Below are 16264 nucleotides of genomic sequence, written 5' to 3'. Positions count from 1 at the left end.
CGACGATGGGCTGTGGAGCGTCCGACCCGATCCGTACTCTTCGTGCCCATGACTCCCGATCATGATCGTTCGCGGAGCCCGGGCGGTCGTGTCCCGCTGCCCGACCTGTTGCGCGGGCATCGGCTCGCCGCCGGCCTCACCCAGGCCGAGCTGGCGACCCGGGCCGGCGTCGGTGTGCGGACGGTCCGTGACCTGGAGCGGGGCCGGGCCACCCGGCCCCAGCGCACCACCGTCGATCTGCTGGCGGACGCCCTGGGCCTGACCGGTCCGGCCCGGCAGGCGTTCCTCGCCGCCGCGCGCCCGGCGCAGACCGCCGCGCCCCACCTGCCGGCCGGTGATTCCGACGCCGTGGCGCCCCACCTGCCCGATGCCACCACCGCGCCGCGCCCGGCCGCGCGCCACCTCCCGGTCACCGGCTCCGCCACCACCGATTCGGGTACGCCCATCGCGCTGCCCCAGCCGGTCCCGCTGCTCGGCCGGGACCGGGACGTCGACGAGGTGGCCGCCCTGCTCTCCGAGCATCCGGTGGTGAGCCTGGTCGGGCTGGCCGGCGTGGGCAAGACCGCGCTCGCCCTCAGCGTCGCGTACGCGGCGGCCGCCGACCATCCGGCCGGCGTGACCGGGGTGCTGGTCGGCGAGGGCTCCGACGCCGCCGACGTGCTCGCCGCCTCGGTCGCGGTGCTCGGCGTCAACCGGTTGGCGGACCTTCCCTGCCGGCTCGGCGGCCGGTCCGCGCTGCTGCTGGTGGACGCGGTGGAACGGGCGCCCGGCCCGGTGGCCGAGGCCCTGCGCGCCCTGGTCGCGGCGGCGCCGACGCTGCGGGTGCTGGTCACCGGCCGGCGTCCGGTGGGGCTTCCCGGCGAGCTGGTCCGGCCGGTCGCGCCGCTCGATGTGCCGCCGCTCGGCCAGGAGCCGGCCGATGTGGCGGAGCTGGCCCGCTGGCCCGCGGCGACCCTGTTCATCGCCCGGCTCGCCCAGGCGCGCCGCGAGCCGCCCACCCGGGCCGAACTGCCGGCGCTCGCCGCGCTGGTGCGTCGCCTCGGCGGGCTGCCGCTGGCCATCGAGCTGATGGCCGCGCGCGGCCGGATCCTCGACGTCACCGAGCTGCTCGACCGCTACGGTGACCGGGTCCTCGACCTGGCGGGCGTCCGCCCCGGCTGGGAGGCCGCCGACCCCGCCGCCGGCACGGTGACCCTGCGCGAGGCGGTGGCGACCAGCTACCACCTGCTCGCACCCGCCGAACGGGCGGCGCTGCGCCGGCTCTCCGCCTTCCGCAACCGCTGGTCGGTGGAGCTGGCCGAGGACCTGCTGGCCGACGGCGGGGAGCGGCGGGACGCCGTTCCCCTGCTGGACCGGCTGCGGGAGCTCGGGCTGCTCAGCGTCCGGGGCACCGGCCGGTTGCGGTTCCGGCTCCTGGACGCGGTCCGCGACTTCGCCACCGAGCAGGCCGCCGTCGAGGGGGAACTGACCGGGATCCGCCGCCGGCACGCCGTGGTCGTCGCCGGGCTGGTACGGCGTACCGCCCCGAGCCTGGTCGGCGCCGAACTGCCCGCCGCCGTGCACCTGCTCGACGAGGCGACCAGCGACATCACGGCCGCCCTGGCGCACGCGGCCGAGGACGATCCGGCGACCGCGCTGCTCCTGGCGGCGGCACTGCCCCGGTGGTGGCGGCTGCGCGGGCGGGACGTCTCCGGTCGCCGCTGGCTGCGCCGGCTGCTGGCCGATCCGCGTACCGCGGACGCGTCGCCGGTGCTGCGGGCCTGGGCGCTGCTCGGGTCGGCCCGCCTGGCCGCCGAGCACGGCGCCGGCGGCGTGGAGCTGCCGGCGGCCCGGAACGCGCTGGCGATCTTCCAGGCGGCCGGGGACGTGACCGGGGAGCTGTCGGCCCGGTCGGTGCTCTGCACGCTGCTCAGCGCCGCCGGCACTCAAGGGCAGGCCCGGGAGCAGGCCGAGGCGGCGCTGGAGCTGGCCACCCGGCACGGCCGGATTCGCGAGACGGCCGTCGCCCACCAGCACCTCACCTGGCACGACGTACGCGCGGCGGACCTGGCCGCCGCCCGGCGCCGGCTGGCCACGGTCGACCGGCTGGCCACCCAGTGCGGCGAGCCGCGACTCCGCCTGCTGGCCCGGGCCGACCTGGCCGAGGTGACCCGGCTGGAGGGCCGGTACGTCGACGCGGTGGAGCAGGGCCGGCGGGTGGCGAGCGCGCTCGTCGAGCTGGGCGAGCCGGGGCGGTGGCGCCAGGTGTTCGGCACGGTCGGGCTGGCGCTCGCCCTGGACGGGCGGGCGGCGGAGGCGCTGGAGGTGGTGGCCGAGCTGCGGCCGGCGCGCCGGGTGCCGGGACAGCGCCGGCCGCCGGGCGTGGAGGTCCTCGATCCACCCGGCGAACGCCGGGACGTCCCGCCGGAGGAGGTGGTCTGCGCGCTGATCGAGGGTCATCTCGCGCTGCACCGGGGGGACCGGGAGCTGGCCGTCGAGTGGTTCTCGGCGGCGGCCGAGTCGGCGGGCGGTGGCGGGGAGCGGCGCGACCTGGTCGAGGCGCTGGTGGGGCTGGCGGCGAGCACCGGGGACGTGGCGGTGCTGGACCGGTTGGACCGGGCCTGCCGAGCGACCGGGATCAGGCTGCTGCCGCGGGAGGAGGCGCTGCTCTACGCGCTGGTGGCCCGCCGGGAACGCGCCGGCCGAGGCGACTGAACCGGGCGGGAGCAGAAGGCGCGGGGGTGGCGCGAGCGAAAAAGCCCCCTGGTGCTGCCCCTCGCTCATCGCTCGCGCCGGCACCCCCCGGTGCCCCCCCCGCTGCCCGGAAGACTATCCAGCCAGCGTGGGTGATTTAGGGGATATTGAGGTGGTATGCACCGGTGTCCCCGCGGTTCTGCCGGTCTTTCTGCCGGTGACCCACGGGTAGGCCCGAGCCGTCCGGCGATCAGCAGTCGGCGGGCTGCCCGGCGGGCACCGGCTCGGTGCTGCCGGCGGTCGCCCCCGGGTGCACCGCGTCGCGGACCCGGCGCAGGCCGTCCAGGAGCGCGTCCAGTTGGGCCGGGGCGAGCTGGCCGGTGAACCACTCCTCGATGATCCGCAGGTGGCCGGGCAGGGTGTCGTCCAGTCGGCTCAGGCCGGCCGCGGTGACCACCGCGTACGAGCTGCGCCGGTCGGACGGGCAGGCCCGGCGGCGGAGGAGGCCGTCGCGCTCCATCCGGTCGACCACGCGGGTGACCCCGCTGGTGGACAGGGAGGTCTGCGCCGCGAGGTCGGTCATCCGTAGCTGGTGGCCGGGCGACCGGGTGAGCCGCATCAGCACCTCGAACTCGACCGCGGAGAGGCCGTGCTCCTCGAACTGGGCGGCGAACCGGGCCGACAGCCCGGCGCTGGCCTCGAAGAGGAGGCCGATGGCGGTGATCCGGGGATCGTCGAACACGTTCTGGTCCACGCTGCCATCCTAGCAGTCCTTGACACGGGGAATATTGCTATGCCTATAGTTGCTTAGTCAGTCGTTGGGCTACTAAACAATCTCCCCTGGAGGACAGCACCATGACCAGCAGCACCGAAGCGGTTACCCGCGACTGGGAGGGTCTCACCATCCCGACCGCCGGCACCTACGTGCTGGACGCGGCTCACAAGCGCGTCGGGTTCGTCGCGCGGCACATGATGGTCAGCAAGGTACGCGGTGAGTTCGCCGACGCCACCGCCACCATCACCGTGGCCGAGGACCCCGCGCAGTCGTCGGTGACCGCCACCATCCAGGCGGCCAGCATCAACACCGCCCAGGCCGACCGCGACGCGCACCTGCGCAGCCCGGAGTTCCTCGACGTCGAGCAGTTCCCCACCCTGGAGTTCCGCAGCACCGGCGTGAAGTCCCGCGACGGCAACGAGTTCGTCCTCTCCGGTGAGCTCACGATCAAGGGCGTGACCCGTCCGGTCGACCTGGACGTCGAGTTCGAGGGCGTCGGCCGCAGCCCCTTCGGCCAGGACATCTTCGGCTTCTCGGCGTCCACCGAGATCGACCGTGAGGAGTTCGGCCTGACCTGGAACGTCGCCCTGGAGACCGGCGGCGTCCTGGTCGGCAAGAAGATCAAGATCGAGATCGAGGGCGAGGCCGTCCGCCAGGCCTGATCCTCCGCGTACGACCCCACGGGCCCGCGCCGTCACCCGACGGCGCGGGCCCGTTCGTCGTACGCCGGGGTGCGAATTGTCACGTGTTGTTCGCAGGTTGGTCGCGGTGCCGCGGCCCCCGGCTGGGTAGGAGTGCAGACCTGCGCCCAGCCACCGATCCGGCGGCCCCGGGCGCACTTACGCACTCAACGTGAATGGTTCACAATGCGTTGCGGAACCGTACGGTTCCGTGGCGCCGGCGCCGGGAGGACAGATGGGCAGAGACGTCGAGCAGGGCGCCTTCTCCCGGGAGGACCGGTTCCGCTACCGGCAGAAGGTCCGGCGGTGCCTGGACGTCTTCGCGCTGATGCTGGACGACTTCGGCTTCGACGCCGACCGGCCGATGACCGGGCTGGAGATCGAGCTCAACCTGGTCGACGCCGCCGCCGAACCGGCCATGCGCAACGACCAGATCCTGGCCGACATCGCCGACCCGCTCTTCCAGACCGAGCTGGGGCAGTTCAACCTGGAGCTGAACGCCTCGCCCCGGCTGATCGAGGGGACCGGCTTCGCCGACTACGCGCACGACCTGCGCAGCAGCCTGAGCCGCGCCGACGAGCGGGCCGCGAAGTCCGACGCGAAGATCGTCATGGTCGGCATCCTGCCCACCCTCACCGAGCGACACCTGGTCGCCGACAACCTGTCCACCGACGAGCGCTACCGGGTGCTCAACGACCAGATCGTCGGAGCCCGCGGCGAGGACATCGAGCTGGACATCCGCGGCGTCGAGCGGCTGCGTACGCACACCGACTCGATCGCGCCCGAGGCCGCCTGCACGAGCCTCCAGTTCCACCTCCAGGTCGCGCCGGACAGCTTCGCCGACTACTGGAACGCGTCCCAGGCCATCGCCGGCGTGCAGGTGGCGATCGGCGCCAACTCGCCGTTCCTCTACGGCCGGCAGCTCTGGGCGGAGACCCGGATCGCCCTGTTCGAGCAGGCCACCGACACCCGCCCGGACGAGCTGAAGGCCCAGGGTGTACGCCCGCGGGTGTGGTTCGGCGAGCGCTGGATCACCTCGATCTTCGACCTGTTCGAGGAGAACGTCCGCTACTTCCCGCCGCTGCTGCCCATCTGCGAGGACGAGGACCCGGTCGAGGTGCTGCACGCCGGCGGCGTGCCCCAGCTCGGCGAGCTGCGTCTGCACAACGGCACCGTCTACCGCTGGAACCGCCCGGTCTACGACATCATGGACGGCCGCCCACACCTGCGCGTCGAGAACCGGGTGCTGCCGGCCGGGCCGACCGTGGTGGACATGCTCGCCAACGCGGCCTTCTACTTCGGATTGGCCCGCGGCCTGGCCGAGGCGGACCGGCCGATCTGGAGCCAGCTCACCTTCAGCTCGGCCGAGGAGAACTTCCACGCCGCCGCCCGGCGCGGCATCGACGCCGTGCTGCACTGGCCCGGGCTCGGCGACGTGCCGGTCACCACGCTCGTCCTCGACACGCTGCTGCCCACCGCCGCCGAAGGGCTGGACCGGTTCGGCGTCGCCCCGGCCGAGCGCGACCGCCTCCTCGGGGTGATCGAGGGACGCTGCCGCACCGGCCGCAACGGCGCGGTCTGGCAGACCGAGACGGTGTGGGCGGCCGAGCGCCACCGGGGCATGGACCGGAAGGCCGCGCTGCACCACATGGTCCAGCGCTACGCCGAGCTGCAACGCGGCAACGAACCCGTACACACCTGGCCGGTCGACTGACGGCCGCCGGTCCGGCGGGTCGGCCTCAGCGGTTGCGGCGGCGGGCCTTGGGCCCGGTGGTCGGCGCGCTCGCGCCGCCCTCCGGTGCGGCGGCCGGCTCGCTTCCGCCCGGCGGCTCCGCCGTCGGGTCGGTCGTCGCCGAATCGTCCCCGGCCCGGGCCGGCTCGGTACGGATTCCGGACTCCGGTCGCCGCTGGGGCGGCACGGCCCGGCCGCGCCGGGCACCCGCCACCCCCCTCGTGGGCTCGTCCGGTGCGTCGGCCGGCGCGGATCCGCGCTGCGAGCCGGCGGGTGCCGTCGCATCCCGCTGCCCCACCGCCGTCGCGTCGCCGAGCCCGCCCGTTACGGGGCCCGGCCCGCTGAGCGTGCCCGTCGACCGGTCCGGTGCCGGCTCCGCCCCGCCGGCCGTGCGTTCGCCATCCGGCGTGGCCGGCCCGGTGCCGGCCGGGCGGCGCCCGAAGAGCCGGCGTGCCGGCTTCGCCTCGGCGGGCCTGTCCTCAGCGGATCCGCTGGTCGGCCCCTCGTCGGGGGCCGTCAGCTCGTCCGGCTCCCCGGTGCGCTGGCGGGGCAGGCGCACGTCGGCGGGCCCGGTGTGCTCGGCGGCGCGGCGGGCGGCCCGCTGGGCCAGCGCGGCCACCAGGGCCGAGCCGCCGACCCCGGCGATCACCGCGTACGGAGCGATGAGGTGGGCCGACACCTGCTCGGCGGCGATCCCGGCGAGCCTCGGCACGGCAAGCAGGTAGGCCAGCGCGACCAGCAGTGGTCCGGCCGCCCCCGAGGCCGCCGCACCGACCCGTCGCTCCGGTGCGCGGACCGCCCGCCGGGCGGCCAGCACCCCGATCACCAGGGCGGAACCGAGCGAGAGCAGCGCACCCGGCCAGTAGAAGTAGTCGCGGATCCAGAACCGGCCGCTGTCCGCGCTGATCTGCCAGATGCCGAGCTGGGCGGTGGTCAGGCCACGGCCGGAGAGCACCCCGTCGACCACCGACACCACGGCGAGCAGCCAGAGCCAGCCGGTGGTGGCGATGAGGTTGGTGGCGGCGGCGCGGGTGTGCAGCGCCCATGTCGCGAGCAGCACGCCGAGCAGCAGTCCGGCGGCGGCGTACCCGGCGGCCACGGCCTGCGGCGAGGACGTGTCCGGCACCCGGGCGGCCCGGGCCGGCACGGCCACCAGCAGCACGGTGACCACCGCGCCCACCCCGGCGGCGAGCGCCAGGCCGAGGCGCGGCAGGGTGCCCGCCGGCTCGTCGTCGTCCGCGCCGCGCAGCCGCTGGGCGCAGACCGCGCCGGCGATCACCGAGGTCGCGGAGATCCAGGTCGCCCAGGCGAGGCTGGCCACCCAGGCCGCGTCGACCCGGGCCGCGGCGTCCGGCGCCCAGTTGATGATGCCCAGCCCGTAGCCGAAGCCGAGCTGCGCCGCGCCCGCACCGGCGGCGACGCCGAGTGCGGCGGCGGTCGATCCTCCCCAGCCCCGTCTGGCCATGCCGGGGAGCGTAGCGTCCCAAGGTCCACGCGGCGAGTGCTGGCGGAGGCCGGATCGGCAGCGAGGGGTTTGGCGGCGCCGGATACGGTCGCCGGTGACTGAGGCGAGGGACGCGAATGACGGACGAGGGGTACCCGGACCGGCAGCCGGGAGTGCGCGCCGAACCGGGGCGTGACCGGACCCGGCTGCTCCTCGGTGGCGGCCTGGCGACGGTCCTGCTGGCGGTGATCGGGGCGAGCGGCGGCTGGGTCCTGGCCGGCGAGCCGGACGCGCCGACCCCACCGCCGGCCGCCGGCCCCACCACACCCGCCGTCGACGCCACCACGCCGACCGCCGCGCCGCCGAGCCCCACCGACGACCGGCCGACCGGTACGCGCACCACCACTCCCGCCGGCCTGACCGTGCCGCAGGTGGTGGGCACCGACTTCGAGCAGGCCCGACAGGAACTGCGGGACCGCAGGCTCGGCTGGCGGCTGGTGTTCGGCAACGGCTCCGGCCGTACCGTCCAGCGCACCTCGCCCGAACCCGGTAGGCCGGTGAAGCGCGGCGTGACCGTCACCCTCTGGGTCGCCGGCCCGGCGCCGACGGTCGCCGTGCCCGACCTGCTCGCCCAGGGCTGCGCCGACGCGGCGGACGACCTGGTGGCCGCCGGCCTCTACCCCCGCTACCGCAGCGGACGCAAGGGTCCGGTCACCGCGCAGGACCCCGTCCCCGGCGGCGCGGCCCGGTGGAACGACCCGGTCGTCCTCACCTGCGGCGAGGAGCCCTCCACCGCGCCGACCGCCAGCCTGCTTCCCGCGCCGTGACGGGCGGCCCGGCGCGCTGATGCCTGCCGATGGTCGGGCGGACGGCTACCGTGGACGGCGGAGGGCCAGGCCGCCCTGTCCCGGTGGGGAAAGGACGTGCGATGAGCGACGACCGCCAGGAGCCGCCCGCCGAGGACCCGGACGCCACCAGGGCCCTGCCTCCCGACCCGGACGCCACCCGCGCCACGCCGCCCGACCGCCCCACCGCGCCCCAGGACGCCGATGCGACCCGCGCGATGCCGCGTGAACCGTCCCCGGGCGAGGACGCCGACGCCACCCGCGCGATGCCGCGTGAACCATCCCGGGGCGAGGACGCCGACGCCACCCGCGCGATGCCGTCGAACCCGTCCGGGAGCGGAGATGCCGACGCGACCCGCGCGATGCCGCCCGCAGGGTCCGGCGGTGAGGACGCGACCCGGGCCATGCCGCGAGGCCCGTCCGGCGGCGGGGACGCGGACGCGACCCGCCCGATGCCCCGCGGGGACGGCGGGGCCGGAGCGCGGCGGCCGGTCGACGCCACGACCCGCCAGGAGCCGGTCAGCCCCGCCTGGTCCGGGCGCGCCGGAGTGCCGCCACCGCGGCCGGCCGGATACCCGGAGGCCGGCAACGAGTGGTACACGGAGGAGCAGGCGGGCCGCCGCTGGTGGATGCCGATCCTGCTGGGCGTCCTCGCGCTGCTGCTGATCGCGTTGATCGGCCTGGGCGTCTGGCTGGCGCTCCGTGCGGCGGACCGCGACGCCGAGCCGGGACTGTCGCCGTCGGCCGTGCCGACCACCGCTCCACAGACCAGCGCGACGCCGAGCACGGCCGCGCCGAGCAGCTCGCCGCCGAGCAGCCCGCCGACCACCACGGCGGCCGCCGAGGTGCCGATGCCGCCGCTGGTGGGGCTGCCGGAGTCCGCGGCCCGGGCGGCCCTCGACCAACTGGGCGTGGACTACCGGGTGCGGTACCGGACGTCGGACCGACCGGCCGGGACGGTGATCGACACCAACCCGGGGGCCGGTGAGCCGGTCGCCGAGGGGGACCGGGTCAGCCTCGTGGTGGCCCGCGCCGCGGACCCGACGACGGCCCCGACCACCTCGACGCCCTCGCCCACGGCCACCACCACGCCCTGAGCGTTCACCACTGTCGGCGCCGGGTGCCGACCAGGCCCAGCCCGGCCAGCGAGATGGCGAGGCCGAGCAGGCCGGAGTAGAACAGCGACCGGCTGAGTTCGGTGGCGGCCGACGGGCGCTCGGCGAGCGCGGCCTCCCCGGCCCCGGCCCCGCCCCCGGCCTGGTCGGGGCTGGACGGCGCGACGAGGTCCCCGCCCCGCGCGCCGGCCACCGGTGGATCGACCCAGTCGGGCTCGTCGTCCTCCGGGTCGGCGGCCGGCCGGTTGCCCTCCCCGGCCACGGTGATCTCCGGAGCCGGGACCGGCTCCGTCAACTCATGGGTCGCGGAGAAGGCGGGGTGGCGGACCACGAGCGCAAGTGCGGTCGCGGCGCCGAGGAAGGCGAGGAGCCCGAGGGCGTAGCCGATGCGGGACCGGTGGTGCCGCCGCGCGGCGGGCAGATTGACCATGACCATCCCAGGTTCAGGGTCTGGAGCGCGCGGGGTGGAGCGTTGCCGGGGTGGGCGTACCGATTCTATGGCGGCGGTACGCCCCCCGACCGGGATTCGTGAGGTCAGCCGACCCGGACCGGGGTCCGGGCCACCGGACGGCGGGCCGTCCGGACGGTGTGTGGGCGCGGCGCCGGCGCGGCCTGCAGGTGCCCCAGCCCTTCCTGCTGTACGAAGATCGACCGCCGGTTGACCGCGTCCCCCGCCGCGTTCAACTCGTAGCCGTCGAGCCAGAGCCAACCGTCGTAGGTCGGCCAGTCGAGCACCCGGATCACCCGGAACATGATCGGTCGGAGGAACTGGACACTCGCCGCGCGCGTCACGTGCAGTACGTCACCGGAGCGGGGAAGCACATGGGCTCCTGGGAAAGGATCGGCCGGCGGGCGGGCCGGCGAGGCTGATCGGGGGACGGGTCGGTCCGGCGACGGGGGATCTACCTCGTGGACCGGCTGATCAGTGGGTCGGTGCTGGTCGGGCCGTACCCACGGTGGCGGACCGCCACCCGACCATCACCCGGCTGCTCCCGGTTACCGCTCCCGCCGCCACAGCCAAACTGGCGTGCAGCGGCGGGGTCTTCATCCCGGGGCAGGTCGCAGGGCGCGGGACGGCTCCCCTCCCGCCGTCCCGCGGCCCGTGGTGCGACCACGCCCGGAGATCATGCGAAGACGGTGAGTAACCCGTGCCATACCGACAGAGTGCATCAGCGACGTGCTTCATGCAAGTTGCACGTCGACTTTTGCCGATACGCGAGCAGGACACGTGAACGGGACGCTTGAAGCCTCAGGTCTCGGGACGGCACACTGGACGCCGGTTTCGCCCGACGCGGCCGGTCGACGACCGGCACCACCCCTGCCGCGAACGCTCGCCCGCCGTAAGCCGGTCGCGCCCCCGGCGGGTGTGAAACCGGGCGCGACCGACCGGAGGTAGCCGGGTGCGCGCGAGGAGTGGGAATCCCCGTCCATCAACCCGTGGGGTGACGTCGTGAGCGAGCGGCGCAGTCCGACCATCCGGCGTCGACGCCTGGGGGCGGAACTCCGGCGGCAGCGAGAAGCCGCCGGCATCACCATCGAGACGGTCGCCGAGCAGTTGGAGTGCTCGGCCTCCAAGATCTCCCGTATCGAGACCGGTCACACCACCGCGACACCCCGGGACGTGCGGGACATGCTCCGCATCTACGGGGTGGTCGGCGCCGAGAGCGACGAGCTGGTGCAGATCGCCCGTGAGGCCCGGCAGAAGGGCTGGTGGCATCCGTACAGCACGGTGCTGGTCGGGGCGTACGTGGGACTGGAGGCGGCGGCCAGCTCGATCCGGGCGTACGAACAACAGGTCGTGCCGGGCCTGTTGGAGACCGAGGAGTACGCGGGGGCGATGATCCGGGCCGCTCGGCCCGACTTCACCGCCGAACAGGTCGAACAGCGGGTGCGTGTCCGACTGGGCCGCCAGTCGTTGTTGACCCAGGACGATCCGGTCGATCTGTGGGTGGTGCTCGATGAGGCGGTGCTGAGCCGGCCGGTTGGCGGCGACGCGGTGATGCGTGGCCAGCTCAAACGGCTGGTGGAGGTGGCCGAACTGCCGAACGTGACGTTGCAGGTCCTGCCCTTCGAGGTGGGCGCGCACGCCGGCATGGACGGGACCTTCACGATCCTCAGCTTCCCCGAACCGAGTGATCCCGATGTCGTGTACGCGGAGAACGCCACGGGTGGGCTCTTCCTCGAGAAGAGCGACGAGCTACAGAAGTACAGCTTCATCTTCGATCACATTCGAGCAGCGGCCATTCGCCCGGAGGAATCCATCGCACACATCGCAAAACTGGCAGAGGAGCCGTTGTGGAAATGGCGACCAAGGAGTTCCCCGTGGACCTGACGCAGGCGACGTGGTTCAAGAGCTCGAAGAGCGGGCCGAACTGTGACAACTGCGTGGAGGTCGCGTATGTGACCGGGGCGGTCGGCGTCCGGGACTCAAAGGACAGGACGGGCCCGGCCCTGGTCTTCGCCCCGGGTGACTGGCACGCCTTCGTCGCCGGCGCCAGGGGCGGTGCGTTCACCGGACACTGATCCGGCGACCCGTCCCCAGAAGCTGGTCCCGCCCGGCAGCGTCGCCGGGCGGGACCATTTCGTCTGCGCCCGGCTGGTCGCGGGCACCCGTCGCCAGTTCCGTTCCGCCTCGTTGAACCGCACAGATCGGCAACCGAGCGAGGCAGGCGAGACGGATGACGACGATCGGTTCAGAGAATCTGACCAACGGCCCGGGCAAGCCCGAGCGGTTCGGTGGCAAGTACCGCGGGGCGCGCCGGGACAGCGTCCTCACCGAGGTGGGCTCGGGCGACGCCGAGATCGGCCGGGACGCCGCCGCACCGGAACAGTCCGGCCCGCCGCTCTCGCTGCCGTCGCTCGACCCGAACCCGCTCACCGAGCCGTCCTTCCCGCCGACCGGCTGGCCGATGGAGCAGCAGGAGTCCCTCGTGGACCATCCGCTGCTGCGCGGGCTGCTGATGGAGTTGCCGCCGAAGGGCAGTGTGCCCCCGCCGGGCTGGCTGGACCGCTGGTTCGAGGCGACCCGGGCGATCCTGGAGCTGCTATACGTGCAGGGGACGGCCCGCCCGCGCTGACGCCGCGGCCGCCGGCGGCAGCGCCCGCTCGGCGAGGCGGTTGTGCCGCAGGGCGTGGCGTACCCCGATCGCGATCACACCGAGCACCGCGACGGTGATGGCGGGCCCGGCGACGGCCGGCCCCGCGAACAGGTCGACGCCCGCGGCCGGCAGCACCGCGCCGAGCGCCGCCAGCGCGGTCACCTGGAGCGGCAGCCCGATCAGCGGATGCGCCGCGGCGGCCCGCAGCCCGTGCGGGGCCGGGGTGTCCGGCGCGGCGGCGAACGCGCCCGCGCCGGCCCGGAGCCACCGGACCCGGCGGACCGTGCAGACCGCGACGACCAGCGCCGGGGCGGCCGCGACGGTGAGCCCGGCGGCGGCCCGGTCGAGCGCCGTCGTGCCGGCGCTCTGCAGGCCCACCGCCAGCACGGCGGCGGTCAGCGCCAGGCCGGTGAGGACCAGGACGGACAACCATCCGGTACGCCGTCGCAGCGCGCGGGCGCGGTCCAGCCGGGGCAGCCCGTCCGCCACCACACCGGCGGCCAGCCAGACGGCGGCGACGGGAAGCAGCACGGTGAGAGGCTCGTCCATGCTGCCAGCCTGGCCCGGATCGACGTCCACCGAATCCGGGGCGGCACCCCGGTTCCTCCCGTACGCCTCCCGTAGGGGTCATCCTGTCGGCGTTATGGCGGATCCGGCATGTTCACAGCGTCTCCACCGCTGACCTAGCCTCTTAACGATCGGTCAGTTTCCATTCGCCCGCTGCAGATCTCGTTCGTCGACGACAGGGCGGTGAAGTCCCCTGAGCCAACCTCTCCCACCGGCGTCCGGCGGTCCCCCTCAGGGGTGGCCGCCGGGCGTCGTTGCGGGCTCAGACGTCGAAGGTGGCGGGGCGTTCCGTGGCCGGCGGCGGCGGGGTGGCCTTCCACACGCCGGTCTTCTGCGCGGCCAGCCGGGCCAGGTAGGCCGGGTTGAGGATGACGTAGCGGCGCCAGAGCCGCTTCGGCTCCAGGCCGAGCCGCCAGAACCACTCCAGCCCGGCCCGCTGCATCCACGGCGGCGGGTTGCGCAGCAGCCCCGCGTGGTAGTCGAACGCCGCGCCGACGGCCATCAGCGGCATGTCCAGCAGCGGCCGCATGGCGTACGTGAAGACCTCCTGCCGGGGGCAGCCCAGCCCGACCAGCACGAGCCGTGCGCCACTGGCCTTGATCCGGTCGGCGATCTCGGTGTCCTCACCCGGCTGGAGCGACCGGAACTTGGACGGCTCGACACCGGCGATCTTCAGCGCCGGGAACTTCCGCTCCAGGGCCGGGACCAGGCGGGACAGGGTCGCCTCGGTGGAGCCGTAGAGGTAGACCGGCAGGCCCTCCTCCGCGAAGCGGGCGAGCACCCGGAGGGTGAGTTCCGGCCCGTATACCCGGTCGGTGAGGCCGGCGCCGTGCAGCAGGTTGAGCGCCCAGCGCACCGGCTGCCCGTCGGGGGTGACCACGTCGAAGGAGTTGAGCCGCGCGTTGTGCGCCCGGTCGAGCACCCCGGTCATCACGCCGTGGACGGCCAGCGCCGTGAGGGCCAGCGGACGGCGGTCGTGCGCGGCCGCCACCACGGCCTCGGTCGCCCGGGCGTAGTCGGTCGCGTCGACGAGTACGCCGAGCACGTTCCGCTTGGTGCCGGTGGTCATGCCTTCGGCACCCACTTGTCGGCGTTCGCCTCGTAGATCTCGCGGAGGATCATCGGCACGTCGTAGGTGATCTTCCAGTTCGGGTAGTGCTCCTCGAACCGGGCCATGCTGCTGACGTACCACTGGTGGTCGCCGGTGCGGGCCTGGTCGACGTAGTTGATCTTCGCCACCCGGCCGGTGATCTCCTCGGCGATCCGGAACGCCTCGATGTGCGAGGTGTTCGAGTGCCGGCCACCGCCGAGGTTGTAGACCTGGGCCGAGCGCGGCTCGCGGAAGAACGCCTCGAACGCGGTGAGCACGTCCCGCGAGTGGATGGCGTCCCGGACCATCTTCCCCTTGTAGCCGAAGAGGTTGTACGTCCGGCCCTCCATCACGCACCGCATGAGGTAGGCCAGGAAGCCGTGCAGCTCGGCCGCGGAGTGCGCCGGGCCGGTCAGCGTGCCGCCCCGGAAGCAGGCCGTCTTCATGTCGAAGTAGCGGCCGTACTCCTGGACCATCACGTCCGAGGCGACCTTGGAGGCGCCGAAGATCGAGTGCAGGGACTCGTCGATCGACATGTCCTCGGTGATGCCGTCGTACCAGTGGTGGTCCTCGGGCAGCTCGTAGCGCGTCTCCAGCTCGATCAGCGGCAGGGTGTTCGGGCGGTCGCCGTAGACCTTGTTGGTCGAGCAGTGGATGAACGGCGCGTCGATGGCGTGCCGCCGGGTGTTCTCCAGCACGTTGAGGGTGCCGCCGGCGTTGACGTCGAAGTCGGTGTACGGCTCCTTGGCGGCCCAGTCGTGGCTCGGCTGGGCGGCGCTGTGGATCACCACGGCGATGTCCGACCCGTACTTCTTGAAGACCTGCTCCAGGCCGTCCCGGTCGCGGATGTCCACCGCGTGGTGGGTGTAGGCGCTACCCAGCTCGCCGGCGAGACGGTCGAGGCTCCAGGCGGTCGAGCCGTCCTCGCCGAAGAAGTACCGCCGCATGTCGTTGTCGATGCCGACCACGTCGAGACCGAGGCCGGCGAAGTGCCGGGCCGCCTCGGAGCCGATCAGACCGCCCGAACCGGTCACCAACGCGACACTCACACGCCACTCCTGGTCCATCGGAGGCAGGGAAACCATCGGAGCATAGCGTGATGTCCGGCACGCCCCGATATGGCGCGAGGGCCCCGCTGATTGCGGAGCCCTCGTGATGGTGGGGAAGGGGGGAGTTGAACCCCCACGCCCTTTCGGGCACACGGACCTGAACCGTGCGCGTCTGCCATTCCGCCACTTCCCCGTGGCTTGACCTGCAACACCGTATCTCATCCCGCTCCCACCGTCTGCGGCGGGTGCCCGGACATATTACGCTGTTCCCGGTCATCGCCACGAGCGATCACCGTTCGTGGCGGACGAAACTTTAGCACGATCGCGGGGCTGGTCACGAACGGGCCGCCGGCAGCCGGCCGAGCGGCGTGTGAGCTGCGGAGGCGGTGTCCGGATACCATCATTGCCTCGGGACCCGAGGAGGAGCCGGTGAGCGTGCTGCAACGCTTCGAGAAGCGTCTGGAAGGCCTGGTCGAGGGGGCCTTCGCCAAGGTCTTCAAAGGGGTGGTCCACCCCGTGGAGATCCTCAACGCCATGCAGCGGGAGGCCGAGGCGCACAAGGCGATCCTGGCCGGTGGGCGCACGTTGGTGCCCAACCGCTACGTGATCGATCTCTCGCCCTACGACCACAGTCGTCTGGCGCCGTACGCCGCCGCGCTGGCCCAGGAGCTGGCCCAGTCGCAGGCGGAGTTCATCGGCGAGCAGGCGTGGACGGTCTACGGCGACGTGATCGTCGAGGTCGAGCGTGGTGAGGGGCTGGACACCGGGATGTTCCGGGTCACCGCGGAGGTCTACACCGGTGGCGACGTCGCCCCGGTCTCCGCGCCCGGCGGCTACGACGCCGGCCCGGCCTACCCCGCCTACGACCAGGGTGGCGGCTACGGCCCGCCGCCGGGGCAGGGCGGTGGCCGCAACGTCCGCCTGGTCTCCGGCGACGGCCGCACCTACCCGCTCCAGATGGGCTCGACCGTGATCGGCCGCGGCGACCAGGCCAACCTGCGCCTGCCCGACGTCGGCATCTCCCGGCGCCACGCCCGGCTGGACTTCGACGGCGGCCAGGTCGTGCTGACCGACCTCGGCTCCACCAACGGCACGATGGTCAACGGCCAGCGCGTCTCCGCCGTCGCCCTCAACCCGGGCGACATGATCCAGCTCGGCACGACGACCCTGACCTTCCGCGTGGACGGCTGACCCGC

15 protein-coding genes, 1 tRNA gene and 1 pseudogene are annotated in these 16264 nt (G+C 73.9%); 9 read left to right on the top strand and 8 right to left on the bottom strand.

Annotation, left to right across the window (positions count from 1 at the left end):
• Positions 1–48 precede the first annotated feature (48 nt).
• Positions 49–2694 (top strand): helix-turn-helix domain-containing protein, encoded by a 2646-nt coding sequence (locus ABZ452_RS18315; protein WP_357944043.1) that lies wholly within the window; start codon positions 49–51, stop codon positions 2692–2694.
• 229 nt (positions 2695–2923) lie between these two features.
• Here ABZ452_RS18315 and ABZ452_RS18310 read toward each other — a convergent pair whose 3' ends face one another.
• Positions 2924–3427, bottom strand: coding sequence for a MarR family transcriptional regulator (locus ABZ452_RS18310; protein WP_357944041.1), 504 nt, complete (start codon positions 3425–3427; stop codon positions 2924–2926).
• A gap of 101 nt (positions 3428–3528) precedes the next feature.
• Here ABZ452_RS18310 and ABZ452_RS18305 point away from each other — a divergent pair, with 101 nt between their 5' ends.
• Both ABZ452_RS18305 and ABZ452_RS18300 read left to right on the top strand, forming a co-directional pair.
• Complete coding sequence (locus ABZ452_RS18305; RefSeq protein WP_357944039.1) at positions 3529–4110, top strand: YceI family protein; 582 nt, start codon at positions 3529–3531, stop codon at positions 4108–4110.
• A gap of 253 nt (positions 4111–4363) precedes the next feature.
• Positions 4364–5842 carry a glutamate--cysteine ligase gene (locus ABZ452_RS18300; RefSeq protein WP_357944037.1) on the top strand — a complete coding sequence of 493 codons (1479 nt, stop codon included), beginning with the start codon at positions 4364–4366 and terminating at the stop codon, positions 5840–5842.
• Positions 5843–6446: 604 nt separating this feature from the next.
• On the opposite strand, the pseudogene ABZ452_RS18295 reads toward ABZ452_RS18300, so the two are convergent.
• Positions 6447–7325, bottom strand: a pseudogene (locus ABZ452_RS18295) (hypothetical protein); the annotation flags it as partial.
• A 116-nt stretch (positions 7326–7441) separates the two neighbouring features.
• Between ABZ452_RS18295 and ABZ452_RS18290 the strand changes: the two are divergent.
• On the top strand, positions 7442–8131 hold the full coding sequence (locus ABZ452_RS18290; RefSeq protein ID WP_357944035.1) for a PASTA domain-containing protein: 690 nt from the start codon (positions 7442–7444) through the stop codon (positions 8129–8131).
• 101 nt (positions 8132–8232) lie between these two features.
• On the top strand, positions 8233–9246 hold the full coding sequence (locus ABZ452_RS18285; RefSeq protein ID WP_357944033.1) for a PASTA domain-containing protein: 1014 nt from the start codon (positions 8233–8235) through the stop codon (positions 9244–9246).
• 4 nt (positions 9247–9250) lie between these two features.
• On the opposite strand, the gene ABZ452_RS18280 is transcribed toward ABZ452_RS18285, so the two are convergent.
• Both ABZ452_RS18280 and ABZ452_RS18275 read right to left on the bottom strand, forming a co-directional pair.
• Positions 9251–9700: a hypothetical protein gene (locus ABZ452_RS18280; RefSeq protein WP_357944031.1), complete on the bottom strand. Its 450-nt coding sequence runs from the start codon at positions 9698–9700 to the stop codon at positions 9251–9253.
• A 98-nt stretch (positions 9701–9798) separates the two neighbouring features.
• The gene (locus ABZ452_RS18275) at positions 9799–10086 is read right to left on the bottom strand and encodes a hypothetical protein (protein WP_357944029.1); all 288 of its coding nucleotides are present in this window, start codon (positions 10084–10086) and stop codon (positions 9799–9801) included.
• Positions 10087–10714: 628 nt separating this feature from the next.
• Between ABZ452_RS18275 and ABZ452_RS18270 the strand changes: the two genes are divergently transcribed.
• The 3 genes from ABZ452_RS18270 (at position 10715) to ABZ452_RS18260 (ending at position 12341) form a co-directional block, all read left to right on the top strand.
• Positions 10715–11596 (top strand): helix-turn-helix transcriptional regulator, encoded by an 882-nt coding sequence (locus tag ABZ452_RS18270; protein WP_189197556.1) that lies wholly within the window; start codon positions 10715–10717, stop codon positions 11594–11596.
• Positions 11566–11787: a DUF397 domain-containing protein gene (locus ABZ452_RS18265; protein WP_357944026.1), complete on the top strand. Its 222-nt coding sequence runs from the start codon at positions 11566–11568 to the stop codon at positions 11785–11787. Before ABZ452_RS18270 ends, ABZ452_RS18265 begins: the two co-directional genes overlap by 31 nt.
• A gap of 155 nt (positions 11788–11942) precedes the next feature.
• Positions 11943–12341, top strand: a complete 399-nt coding sequence (locus ABZ452_RS18260; RefSeq protein ID WP_357944024.1) for a hypothetical protein — start codon at positions 11943–11945, stop codon at positions 12339–12341.
• On the opposite strand, the gene ABZ452_RS18255 is transcribed toward ABZ452_RS18260, so the two are convergent.
• From ABZ452_RS18255 to ABZ452_RS18240, 4 genes are all read right to left on the bottom strand, one after another.
• Positions 12309–12911 carry a hypothetical protein gene (locus ABZ452_RS18255; protein ID WP_357944022.1) on the bottom strand — a complete coding sequence of 201 codons (603 nt, stop codon included), beginning with the start codon at positions 12909–12911 and terminating at the stop codon, positions 12309–12311. The two genes, ABZ452_RS18260 and ABZ452_RS18255, sit on opposite strands and share 33 nt — an antisense overlap.
• 280 nt (positions 12912–13191) lie before the next feature.
• Positions 13192–13998 carry a WecB/TagA/CpsF family glycosyltransferase gene (locus ABZ452_RS18250; protein ID WP_357944020.1) on the bottom strand — a complete coding sequence of 269 codons (807 nt, stop codon included), beginning with the start codon at positions 13996–13998 and terminating at the stop codon, positions 13192–13194.
• Entirely contained in the window at positions 13995–15104 is a 1110-nt protein-coding gene (locus ABZ452_RS18245; protein WP_357944018.1) for an NAD-dependent epimerase/dehydratase family protein, read from the bottom strand. Before ABZ452_RS18245 ends, ABZ452_RS18250 begins: the two co-directional genes overlap by 4 nt.
• Before the next feature lie 71 nt (positions 15105–15175).
• Positions 15176–15261: transfer RNA gene (locus tag ABZ452_RS18240), tRNA-Leu, on the bottom strand.
• Positions 15262–15470: 209 nt separating this feature from the next.
• Between ABZ452_RS18240 and ABZ452_RS18235 the strand changes: the two genes are divergently transcribed.
• A complete protein-coding gene (locus ABZ452_RS18235; protein WP_151464078.1) occupies positions 15471–16259 on the top strand; it encodes a DUF3662 and FHA domain-containing protein in 789 nt (262 codons plus the stop codon).
• Positions 16260–16264 lie beyond the last annotated feature (5 nt).

Origin of the sequence: Micromonospora sp. NPDC005707 (assembly GCF_040631005.1) — a bacterium.
GTDB lineage: Bacteria > Actinomycetota > Actinomycetes > Mycobacteriales > Micromonosporaceae > Micromonospora.
Note: the sequence above shows the minus strand (reverse complement) of the source record. Positions and strands in the feature narration are given on the sequence as shown.